This is a genomic window from Mesorhizobium sp., assembly GCF_004963255.1.
Lineage (GTDB): Bacteria > Pseudomonadota > Alphaproteobacteria > Rhizobiales > Rhizobiaceae > Mesorhizobium.
Window position 1 is genome coordinate 5,387 of the sequence record NZ_SUGA01000066.1, and the last position, 7,879, is coordinate 13,265.

Sequence of the window (7,879 nt, forward strand, 5' to 3'; positions counted from 1 at the left end):
ATCAGCTCAATTCGTTCGCTTCGGAAGTGACGCGCGTCGCACGCGAGGTCGGTACCGAGGGCAAACTCGGTGGCCAGGCCCGCGTCGAGGGCGTCGGCGGCACCTGGAAGGACCTAACCGACAACGTCAACTCAATGGCCGAAAACCTCACCGGCCAAGTGCGTAACATCGCGGAGGTCACCACGGCGGTCGCGCTAGGCGACCTATCAAAGAAGATCACCGTCGATGTGAAGGGCGAAATCCTTGAGCTCAAGAACACCATAAATACCATGGTGGATCAGCTCAATTCGTTCGCTTCGGAAGTGACGCGCGTCGCACGCGAGGTCGGTACAGAGGGCAAACTCGGTGGCCAGGCACAAGTTCGCGGCGTCGCCGGCACGTGGAAGGACCTCACCGACAATGTTAACTCTATGGCCGAGAACTTGACCGGTCAGGTGCGCAACATTGCTGAGGTCACGACGGCGGTTGCTTCGGGCGACCTGTCGAAAAAGATCACCGTCGCTGTCCAGGGTGAAATCCTGGAGCTCAAAGACACTATCAACACGATGGTGGATCAGCTGAACTCCTTCGCCTCCGAAGTAACCCGTGTGGCCCGCGAAGTGGGCACGGAAGGCAAGCTCGGGGGCCAAGCCGAGGTGAGGGGTGTCGGTGGCACCTGGAAAGACCTGACAGATAACGTCAACCTGATGGCGGCCAACCTGACTGGCCAGGTTCGCAACATTGCGGAGGTGACCACGGCCGTCGCCCGAGGCGACCTATCAAAGAAGATCACCGTCGACGTCAAGGGCGAAATTCTGGAGCTTAAGGACACCGTCAACACGATGGTCGACCAGCTGAATTCCTTCGCTTCCGAGGTGACGCGCGTGGCTCGTGAGGTAGGGTCTGAGGGCAAGCTCGGCGGCCAGGCTCATGTGGAAGGCGTCGGCGGCACATGGAAAGACCTGACGGACAACGTCAACGCGATGGCCGGCAATCTGACTGTCCAGTTGCGTGACGTGTCCAAAGTCGCGACCGCGATCGCCACCGGCGACCTAACCCAAAAGATCACCGTCGATGCCTTGGGAGAAATCCTGCAGATCAAGGACGTGATCAACACGATGGTTGATCAGTTGAACTCCTTTGCATCGGAAGTTACGCGCGTCGCACGCGAGGTTGGTTCCGATGGCAAACTCGGTGGCCAAGCCCAGGTTCGCGGCGTGGCGGGCACCTGGAAGGACCTCACCGACAATGTGAATGCGATGGCCGCCAACCTGACGGGTCAGGTCCGCAACATCGCGGAAGTGACGACCGCTGTGGCGCTTGGCGACCTTTCCAAGAAGATCACCGTCGATGTGAAGGGCGAAATTCTCGAGCTCAAGTCGACCATCAACACGATGGTCGACCAGCTGAATTCCTTTGCAGGTGAGGTGACGCGCGTAGCGCGTGAAGTCGGCACCGAAGGAAAGCTAGGTGGTCAAGCACAGGTGCGAGGGGTCGCCGGCACTTGGAAGGATCTGACCGATAATGTCAACTCGATGGCCGAGAACCTTACGGGCCAGGTCCGCAACATCGCCGAGGTGACGACAGCAGTCGCGCGGGGCGACCTCTCGAAGAAGATTACTGTTGACGTGAAGGGTGAAATTCTCGAGCTCAAGTCCACCATCAACACTATGGTCGACCAACTGAACTCCTTCGCGGGCGAGGTGACGCGCGTTGCACGCGAAGTCGGCACGGAAGGTAAGCTCGGAGGTCAGGCCGAGGTGCGAGGTGTGGCAGGCACCTGGAAGGATTTGACCGACAATGTCAACCTGATGGCCACAAATCTAACCAACCAGGTGCGCGGCATCGCCGACGTGGTCACTGCCGTCGCGCAAGGCAATCTCAAGCGGAAGCTGACGGTGGACGCAAAGGGCGAAATCGCGTCTCTCGCCGATACCATCAATGGCATGATCGAAACACTTGCCACCTTTGCCGACCAAGTCACCAATGTTGCTCGCGAAGTCGGTATCGAGGGCAAGCTAGGCGGCCAAGCACGCGTCCCAGGCGCTGCCGGTTTATGGCGCGACTTGACTGACAACGTCAATCAGCTCGCTGCCAATCTGACCACCCAGGTCCGCGCCATCGCGGAGGTCTCGACGGCGGTGACCAAGGGCGATCTCACCCGCTCGATCAGCGTCGAGGCATCCGGCGAAGTCGCCGCGCTCAAAGACAACATCAACGAGATGATCCGAAACCTTAAGGATCAGACGCTGAAGAATGCCGAGCAGGACTGGTTGAAGACCAACCTCGCGCGCTTCTCTCGAATGCTGCAGGGCGAGAGGGATCTGGCAACCGTGTCGCGCCTGATCATGTCCGAACTCGCGCCGCTCGTGAACGCTCAGTATGGCGTGTTCTATGTGACCAATCGCGATGAGGAGGAGTCTTACCTCGAGTTGGCCGCGTCTTACGGCGCAGAGAGCAAAGCTTCGATCAAGCGTCGCCTGGATCTGCGCGAAGGACTCGTAGGCCAAAGTGCCGCCGACAAACGTGTGATCATGCTTGATAACGTTCCGCCGGATTTCCTGCGCGTGACGTCAGGTCTTGGCAGCGCATCGCCGGCAAACGTCATCATTCTTCCCGCCTTGTTTGAAGATGAGGTGAAGGCTGTCATCGAGCTAGCATCGTTCAGTGAGTTCCGCGATACGCACCAATCGTTCCTCAATCAGCTGATGGAATCCGTCGGCATCGTCCTCAATACCATCGCTGCAACGATGCGGACGGAGGGATTGCTCAAGCAGTCCCAGCTGCTGACATCCGAACTGCAGGCGCGCCAGACCGAGCTGACCAAAAAGCAGGAGGAACTACACGCCACGAATGAGGAGCTCCAGGAGAAGGCTCAGCTTCTGGAAAACGAGAAGAAGCAGGTCGAAAACAAGAATCTCGAAATCGAAATGGCACGCAGGGCGCTGGAGGAGAAGGCCGAGCAGCTGGCGCTCACTTCAAAGTACAAATCCGAGTTCCTCGCCAATATGAGCCATGAGCTGAGAACTCCGCTCAATTCGCTGCTCATCCTTTCGAACCTGCTTGCGACCAACCAGCAAGGCAATCTCAATGACAAACAGGTCGAGTTTGCGCGCACCATCAATTCGGCGGGGACAGATCTCCTTAGCCTCATTAACGACATTCTCGATCTTTCGAAAATCGAGTCCGGCACCGTCTCGATTGACATCAACGATATGCCAGTTGCCCATCTGCGTCAGCATATGGAGCGCACGTTCCGCCAACTCGCGGCGGACAAAGGACTTGGCTTTACGATCAATATCGATCCGGCCCTGCCAGAGACTGTCCGGACGGACGAGAAGCGCCTTCAGCAAATCGTCCTCAACCTCCTTTCGAACGCCTTCAAGTTCACCTCTGAAGGTCAGGTCAGCCTCAACTTTCTTGTTGAGAAGACCGGGCGTCGCGACGGCGCCAAGGAGCCGCTGAAGGCGTTGGCCATTGCCGTGACCGACACCGGGATCGGCATTCCGGAAGAGAAGCAGAAACTGATCTTCGAGGCGTTTCAGCAGGCCGATGGCACGACGAGCCGCAAATATGGGGGAACCGGTCTCGGTCTTTCGATAAGTCGCGAGATCGCACGCCTGCTTGGGGGCGAGTTGAGAGTTGAAAGCGTACCTGGGAAGGGTTCGACATTTACGCTCGTCATTCCCATGGCTGGTCCCAGCGCTGCTGCGGCGACTCAACCGGAACTGCTTCCATCCAGCGAGGCAATCGCGGGGGTTGTGGCGCCGGCCGGATTGCCTTCGGCGGAGCTGTCGGACGATCGCGATGTCATATCTTCGGAAGACCGGGTCGTATTGATTGTAGAGGACGACTCAACATTTGGCGGCCTACTTCTGGGTTTGGCTCGATCAGCTGGATTGAAAGCCGTACTGTCGACTGCCGGCTCGGGAACTTTGGCTTTGGCGCGCAAGCTGGTTCCCGATGCGATTACGTTGGACCTTGGTCTTGCCGACATAGACGGCTGGGTACTCTTCGACCTACTACGCCACGATCCGAAGACGAAAGGCATTCCAGTTCACGTCATTTCCGGCGCGGAGGACCTTGAGGATTTATCGCGAAAAGGAGCGGCGAGCATCTCGACCAAGCCCGTATCGACCAATGAACTGTTGAAGGTGTTTCAGGAAATTCATTCGAGAAAGCTTCGCGTCCAGAGACGGGTGCTCGTAGTCGATTCCGACTCCGAGCGGCGCCTTTCCTTGGTTGAAACTATTAGAGACGGCGTCACCTCGGTGACAGCGATAAGTCGTGGGACTGCCGCTGATGACATCGAGCTCGCTTCATTTGACGCGATAATCCTCGGCCTCGGAAGGTCTGCCAAGGATAACGCGCAGGCGCTCGATGAGCTTGCCGACCAGTCTTCCAATGGTCTGCCTCCACTTATCTTCTTCGCCCCTCATTCGGACGCGATTGAACAGGTAGTAGCGTTGAATCCGGCTTGGAATGATGTTCCAAGGGCCGAGAACTTCGCGCAACTGGCGCTGCATATTTCTGCGACGCTGCCGGGAGGATTTCGCGCGGACGACGGAGCGTCGGACGGGCGGACCGATGAAAGGTCCAGTCTAGCGGGCGCCAAAGTCCTGATCGTCGATGACGATATCCGAAACATCTATTCTTTGACGAGCGTTCTTGAAACTTACGATATCGAAGTCCTTCACGCCGAGCGCAGCCGCGACGGCATTGCCCTGCTGGAACAGAACCCCGACATAGACGCAGCGTTGATCGATATCATGATGCCGGAGATGGACGGCTATGAGACGATGAGGAGGATTCGCAACACGCCTGCCATCGCTCACATCCCGCTAATTTCGGTTACGGCCAAGGCAATGAAAGGTGATCGGCAGAAGTGCTTGCAAGCCGGCGCTTCCGACTACATTGCCAAGCCCGTTGATCTCGACCTGTTGCTGGCGCTCCTGCGGGTCTGGATCGGTCGTTCCCGAGCCCGAGCGCAAGCCGAGACGCCCCGAAAGCTGCTGATGTCCGCAAATTGACGGTGAACCCGATGCAAAAGCAATCGCGGGGTCGTTCGAGAAAGTTCGAAGTCGTGGAGTTGACCAACACGCCGGCAAAGGCACGTATTCTGGCCGTCGATGATGACGAACGGAATTTGTTGGCGATCGATGAAGTTCTCACCCCGGTCGCGGAAGTGGTCACGGTGCAATCCGGCGAGGAGGCGCTGCGCTGCCTTCTGAAGGAGGAGTTCGCCGTTATCTTGCTGGATGTGCTGATGCCGGGTCTCGACGGCTACGAGACGGCCGCTTTGATCCGCCAGCGCGAACAGTCCAAGCGAACGCCTCTCATTTTTCTCACGGCGATCAACAAAGAGGAAGCTCACATGCTGCGCGGCTACGACGCTGGCGCGGTGGACTACGTGTTTAAGCCTTTTGACCCGGCCATGTTGCAATCCAAAGTGGCGGTGTTCGTCGAGTTGCACGAAAAGACGCTCGAGATTCAGCGCAAGGCGATCGCCGAGCAGGCATTGTTGGCGAAGTCTTTGCAGGCTGAAAGACAAAAGCTTGAGGCAGAACGGTCGTTGCGGATCGCCGAGGAGCGGCAGGAAGCCATTCTTGGGTGCTTGCCAGTATGCTTTCACGCGAGGGCAGCCGACCCGCCGTTTGCTGCCCTTTTTGTGACCAAGGGTGTCGAACGTCTGACCGGATTTCCGCCCGAGCGATTCACATCCGATCCGCAGTTTGGCCTGAGCAGGGTACATCCTGAGGATTTATCGAAAGTAAGGGAAGCACTGCAGGGAGCAAAGGTATCAGGCTCCTATACCTGCGAATTCCGCTGGCGGTGCGCCGATGGCCAATATCGGATTTTCCTGGACCAAGGAATTCTGTCGAAAGGTAGCGACGGGCGCCGGCCAGAGATCCTGGGAACACTGCTCGACATCACCGACCGGCGTGCACTTGAGGACCAGCTGCTCCAATCGCGGCGCCTCGACGCAGTCGGAAAACTCACAGGAGGGCTTGCGCACGACTTTAACAACCTACTCGCAACGGTTCTCAGTGGACTGGGCTTGCTTGAGCGAAACGCTGCGCTGGACGAGCAGGCACGGAAGGTTGTTGAGCTGATGCGCCACTCCGCGAAACAGGGCGTCGAGCTAGTCACCCGCATGCTCGCCTTTTCGCGGCGCCAAAATCTCAAGCCGGGTTCCGTGCGTTTGACAGCGCTCGAAGACACGATGAGCGGTTTGGTTGCGCCGGTGCTGGGAGGCTTGATTCGCTTCGAATGGCTGGTCGACGACTCCGTCTGGTCCGCGCACATAGATGTTAGCCAATTGGAACTGGCGCTAATGAACCTTGTTTTCAACGCGCGTGACGCGATGCCGTCCGGTGGAACAATCTCGGTAAGTGCTCGAAATCACACGATTGATACAACGTCCGACGATCTGGCTCCCGGAGACTACGTCGTCGTTACCGTCAAGGACACGGGCGTGGGCATCCCGCCCAACATCATAAACAAGGTCGTCGAGCCCTTCTTCACCACGAAACCGGTTGGAAAAGGCACAGGACTAGGACTCAGCACAGTGTACGGGTTCATGAAGCAGTCGGGCGGAGCGCTCCGTATCGATAGCGACATCGGTCGCGGTACCTCAATGGAGCTTTGGTTGCCCCGATCGGTGGAGCAGCCTGAAACAAGCCCGGCTGATTCAAATGGAAAGCGAATTCTGGTCGAGGCCGCAGGGAAGGCTCTACCGTCCCTTCTATTGGTCGATGACAGCAGCGGGCTGCGACAGCTGATTGCCGAAACGCTCAGGCAGCACGGCTTCGAAGTGACCTGCGCGGCCGGAGGCGCCGAAGCGTTGACGATCATCGAGGGCACGCCGCATCACTGCGATGTTATTGTCACTGATTTTGCCATGCCGCTTGTATCAGGAGTGGACGTCATTCGCTTCGCGCGTAATCTGCGCTCCAATTGGCCGGCAGTGATAATCACCGGATATGCCGATGCCGATGCAATTGCGGACCGTCCCTCGGACGTACCGTTGGTAAACAAGCCGATCCGCGAGTGGGAACTCATCGAAAGCATTTTGCGCGCCAATTCAGACGCAGTTGACTGATCCCCGTTACCCCGTGAGCAGTCACGTCGAGGACGAATGTCAGCTTTTTGCCAAGCTATCCCAAGAGCTGCCATTCAGCTTTCGGCCTCCATCCGGCCACCAGTGATGAGGGCTAAGGAGATGAGGTGGTCGGTGGTGTTGGTCAGAGGAGAGATTCGTGGCAGGGTCTTCCCGTGTGCGTAGGAATCGGTCTGTTAGGCAGATTAGATTGCCGCAGCGAATTGCCTAGAGCGGTTCAAGATTTGACGGAATCGGAGGGGATTCCCGATTTGTCGGATTTGTGATTCAAGATGCTGGCTGGGAATGGAGGCCAGCATCTGATGACGCGACCTCTTTCGGACGATCTCCGCGAACGGGTTGTAGCGGCGGTTTTGAGTGGTGAGAGCCGCCGGTCGGCCGCCAAACGGTTCGGCATTTCGGTTTCGGCGGCGGTGAAGTTGTTGCAGCGTCATCGGGCGACTGGCTCGGTGGCGCCTGGCAAGATGGGCGGACATCGCAAGAGGGTGCTGGAGCCGCATCGTGCTTTCATCGAGGGCCGTCTGCGTGAAACACCGCATCTGACGCTGCATGGTCTGAAGGATGAGTTGGCCGCGCGCGGGGTCAAGGTCTCGCACAATGCGGTGTGGCAGTTCCTGCGCCGAGAGGGGCTAAGCTTCAAAAAAAACGCTGTTCGCCCTTGAACAGGCACGCGCCGATATTGCCCGTCGGCGCCAGCGATGGCGATCCTGGCAGGCCGGCCTCGATGTAAGCGGTGTTTCCTGACCACCTTTCGGGAGTGGTCGCGATCTGTGAGGTTGC

The 7,879-nt window shown here is 58.1% G+C and carries 2 protein-coding genes and 1 pseudogene; all 3 read left to right on the forward strand.

Annotated features, from left to right (window positions below; translation table 11 throughout):
• On the forward strand, nt 1-5,009 hold a 5,009-nt coding region (locus E5X34_RS31950), incomplete at its 5' end, for a HAMP domain-containing protein (RefSeq protein WP_292573122.1).
• An 11-nt stretch (nt 5,010-5,020) separates the two neighbouring features.
• Nucleotides 5,021-7,081, forward strand: coding sequence for a response regulator (locus E5X34_RS31955; RefSeq protein WP_292573125.1), 2,061 nt, complete (start codon nt 5,021-5,023; stop codon nt 7,079-7,081).
• 320 nt (nt 7,082-7,401) lie between these two features.
• A pseudogene (locus tag E5X34_RS31960) lies at nt 7,402-7,813 on the forward strand (transposase); the annotation flags it as partial.
• Nucleotides 7,814-7,879 lie beyond the last annotated feature (66 nt).